The sequence below is a fragment of the Sphingomonas sp. BAUL-RG-20F-R05-02 genome (assembly GCF_022662305.1).
Classification (GTDB): domain Bacteria; phylum Pseudomonadota; class Alphaproteobacteria; order Sphingomonadales; family Sphingomonadaceae; genus Sphingomonas.
This window is the reverse complement of record NZ_JAKNQH010000069.1, coordinates 1-727: the sequence shown is the minus strand read 5'-3', so window position 1 is coordinate 727 and position 727 is coordinate 1. Positions and strand designations below refer to the sequence as shown.

At 57.8% G+C, this 727-nt stretch carries 1 protein-coding gene; it reads right to left on the bottom strand.

The window, feature by feature from the left end; genetic code table 11:
* Positions 1-57: 57 nt before the first annotated feature.
* Complete coding sequence (locus tag L8F97_RS22460; RefSeq protein ID WP_242154961.1) at positions 58-657, bottom strand: FxDxF family PEP-CTERM protein; 600 nt, start codon at positions 655-657, stop codon at positions 58-60.
* Positions 658-727 lie beyond the last annotated feature (70 nt).

The window sequence follows — 727 nt, the reverse complement described above, 5'->3', positions numbered from 1 at the left end:
AACGGAAGAGGGCCACCGGTCACCCGGCGGCCCTTCCGTGTCACAAAGCTGTTAAGCTTAGGCGAAGGCGACGTTGGTCGACTTACGACGATAGCGCATTGCAGCACCCATGCCGACGAAGCCAAGAATCATCATGCCCCACGTTGCCGTTTCCGGAACCGAGGGCGTGAACGCGATACTGCCGCCGTACGAGCCGTTGCCACGAGAGATGCCGTTCACGACGATCGAATTCATACCAGCAGGAAGAGCAAGGCCGGCCGCGAACGCAACTTCAACGATGCCGTTGAGCGACTTGGTAATTGAAGCAGCGGCGCCGTTGATCAGCACGGAGGTGAAGTCCAGGTCGGTCGCGCCGTGGAAGCTAGCAGCAACGGTTGTAAGCGAACCACCGCCAGTACCGCTGGTCGGAAGCAGGAAGTTGAAGGTATCGGTGAAAGCACCCTTGCTTGCTACGGTGTTGCCCAGGTTAGCCGTGATTGAACCACGATAGTTGGCATCGACATTGCCAGGAGTGACACTGAAGTTTGCCTTAGGTGCGAGCTTGGACGTGCCGGAGATGACGCAGTCACCTGGCTCGCAGGTGACGTTAGCATAAGCTGGCGCACCAAGAACGGTGGCCGCCGCGAGCGCCGCGAATGTCGTGATGATTTTGCTCATGTAAATTCCCTTGACAGCTAGACGATTGCTCTTCGTCTTAGAGGGCTACACGATTCGCGAGCCACAGTTC

Coding starts and splice junctions, on each gene's coding strand:
- L8F97_RS22460 (WP_242154961.1), bottom strand. CDS start 657: ATGAGCAAAATCATCACGACATTCGCGGCGCTCGCGGCGGCCACCGTT.